We start from the raw sequence: 3,066 nt of genomic DNA on the forward strand, positions 1-3,066 counted from the left end.
CTCTCACAACCTAAGAGGCCCACTGAATAATATATTCATGTTGGTGGATGATATTACGGAGACCAAAGAGCAATCCGAGGTAGCCCAACTTAAGGATCTCCTGAAAGTATCAACTGCAATCCTTAACGAGATACTAGAGGAATTGATGGAATCACTTCAAGTTAAATCTGATTTAGAGATTAAATCAGAAATGATTAATCTGAATGAATTTTTTTTAAAAACATGTGCTAATTTGAGAAGACAAATAAATTATTCCAAAGCACTGATTGAATGCGATTTTGATGAGTCGCCTGTTATCAATTTTCCACCAACCTACGTATGGAGTATATTACATAACTTGATCAGCAATTCTTTGAAATATCAATCACCCTTACGCACACCCCATATTCGTGTCCAAAGCAAAAGAGAGGGAAATAAAATTGTGATTTCTGTTGCCGATAATGGATTAGGCATTGATTTAAACAAACACGGAAAAGACCTTTTCAAAATAAGAAAGGTATTTCATTCCCATCCAGATGCTAAAGGATTTGGCTTATATATCACAAAATGCCAAATAGAAGCCATGAACGGACGGATCTGGGTCGAGAGTGTTCCCCAGATTGGCAGTACCTTTTATGTGGAGTTTAATGATCAATCTTAATCACCCCCATTAATAGCAACAAATCAGCCTAATTTCACCACATATTGTGGCAAAATATTTCTGGTTTAATTATTTACAATTTAGGTTTTTAGCGCAATCAAATCATTTTTTGAGCTATACTAGGTCCATTCTACCTAATTGACTACAGTAGACTATATTTGGATCATTTGTTGCGTCTCCTTATCATGTAGGTGACTGTTTTGGTTTCATTCACAATTGTTTACTTCTATCAATTCAAAGCCAGAAAAGAAAATATCTTTTCATTAAAAAACTTTATCCATGAAAAATTTTATACTGCCAACACTACTTTTTTTGTTGATCAATGCATCTTGTGCTTCAAGGGTGGTCAGTCAAGAAAAAAATGAGCTTGCCAAGCAAGGGGCGGACACTGTGAAAACAACTATTGGCCCATTGGTCCTTCCCTCGCCATATTCCACAGAGTCAGTGCGAAATGAAAGCAAACTGGTCGATTGGCCTTCTGAGGGTCTTCCTACAGCTCCTGAGGGTTTTGTTGTCACCAAATTTGCCGAGGACTTCGATAATCCACGCATCACTTATGTTGGTCCAAACGGAGACCTGTTTGTCGTAGAGAGTAATACTGAAAAAAGTGCCAATAGGATCACCATACTACAGGATAAAGAAGGAAATGGCGATTATGCCACTAGGAAAATTTTTATTGATGGTCTTAACCAACCTTATGGCATGTTGATTTTGGGAGAATACTTTTTTATCGCCAATACCGACGGTCTTTATCGATATCCGTATCAACATGGTCAAACAAAACTGGAAACGGAAGGAGAAAAAATCCTAGATCTTCCTGCGGGTGGATACAATAACCATTGGACAAGGAATCTTTTGGCAAATGAAGATGAAAGTAAAATCTATGTATCTGTAGGTTCGGCCAGCAACAATGGAGAACATGGAATGGATGAAGAAAAACGAAGGGCTTGCATATTGGAAATCAATCCTGATGGAAGCGGAGAAGTGCTTTTTGCATCAGGACTACGAAATCCTGTGGGCATGGACTGGAATCCTGCAACCGGTGAATTATGGACCGCAGTAAATGAGCGCGATAAATTGGGAGACAAGCTTGTGCCGGACTACATCACCAGTGTAGAAAGAGATGGATTTTATGGTTGGCCATTTTCCTATTTCGGTCAGATCGAAGACCCCCGCATGGAAGGAATGAGACCAGACCTGGTAGAAAAGGCAATTATTCCAGATGTACCGGTGGGAAATCATACAGCTTCATTAGGATTGGCTTTTTATGACAATGATAAATTTCCTGAAAAATACCGAAAAGGTGCTTTCGTGGGACAACATGGCTCCTGGAACCGATCCGAATTAAGTGGGTTTAAAGTTCTTTTTGTTCCCTTCTCAAACGGCAAGCCTGGCGAGCCTGAGGATTTTCTAACCGGATTTATTGCTGACCATGAAAAATCAGAAGTGTATGGCAGACCGGTCGGTGTCGCCGTATTGCCTGACGGATCTATTTTGGTCAATGACGATACCGGAAACACACTATGGAAAGTAACCGCATCCAATCAGTCAAGTAGAACAGAACAATAATTCAACAATCAAAAAATAAAAACATCATGAGCAATCAAAATAAGGATAAGAAACCAACGGAAGATCAGCAAGAAGCTGCAAAAAACAGCTTGGATCGCTTACAGGAGCAAAATCCAGATAAGGAATATGAGCTTACTGCAGAAGACAGGAGAGCTCTCGGTCCAAAAGACATGAGTATGGATGGTTTGGATGACGAGGAATTATTGAGAAGAAAGCGAAAGGTTGATTTTGCAGGTGAGGACCTCGATATCCCCGGAAGCGAATTGGATGATGCCCAAGAGCGAAGAGGCAGTGAGGATGAGGAAAATAATCATTATAGCCTTGGAGGCGAGGGAAATGAAGATCTTGAAAGGGAGTAAGGGGAGTAAGGGATTGAAGGGGAGTCACTTTAAAATTCTCTCTAATTCTTGGGGATCTTGCCCATATTGTTAATAGAATTATTGAATCTGCTGTCTCTTCATAAATTAGAAGCCTGTTTAAGGGAAACCATGAATGAATTTAAGGTCTGCTTTAAATTTCTTATCGAGATTTTACTGTAATTGATTTTTTCTTTTTATCCTGTATTTCAGGATTTGTTTTGGGTCATCTGAGCTCTTTTAGACTAAAAAGTTTAAATCCTGAAGGGATTAAATGTTTATAATTATTAGAGGGGAGATTATTATTCGACCCCATAGGGGTCGAATCTCCATTAGAACTGCTTTTCTCTATAAACATATGAGGCTGTCTCATAAGTCTCATTTAAATTAAATTGAAAGGCTACCTGATTTTTCGGGTAGCCTTTTTCTTGTTTAACTCAAAATTGTTATTTTGAGGTGTGGAAAAACAAGACTCAAATATAGTCTTTAAAGACTATGATC

At 38.7% G+C, this 3,066-nt stretch carries 3 protein-coding genes; all 3 read left to right on the top strand.

All coding sequences use genetic code 11. The features are described 5' to 3' along the window. Positions 1 to 640, top strand: a 640-nt coding sequence (locus ACEW8U_RS19220) for an ATP-binding protein (RefSeq protein WP_373523681.1), incomplete at its 5' end; no start/stop codon positions are given. 279 nt (positions 641 to 919) lie between these two features. Beyond that, entirely contained in the window at positions 920 to 2,209 is a 1,290-nt protein-coding gene (locus ACEW8U_RS19225; RefSeq protein WP_373523682.1) for a sorbosone dehydrogenase family protein, read from the top strand. Positions 2,210 to 2,235: 26 nt separating this feature from the next. After that, complete coding sequence (locus ACEW8U_RS19230) at positions 2,236 to 2,568, top strand: hypothetical protein (RefSeq protein ID WP_373523683.1); 333 nt, start codon at positions 2,236 to 2,238, stop codon at positions 2,566 to 2,568. Positions 2,569 to 3,066 lie beyond the last annotated feature (498 nt).

The organism is Aquiflexum sp., from assembly GCF_041751335.1.
GTDB lineage: Bacteria > Bacteroidota > Bacteroidia > Cytophagales > Cyclobacteriaceae > Aquiflexum.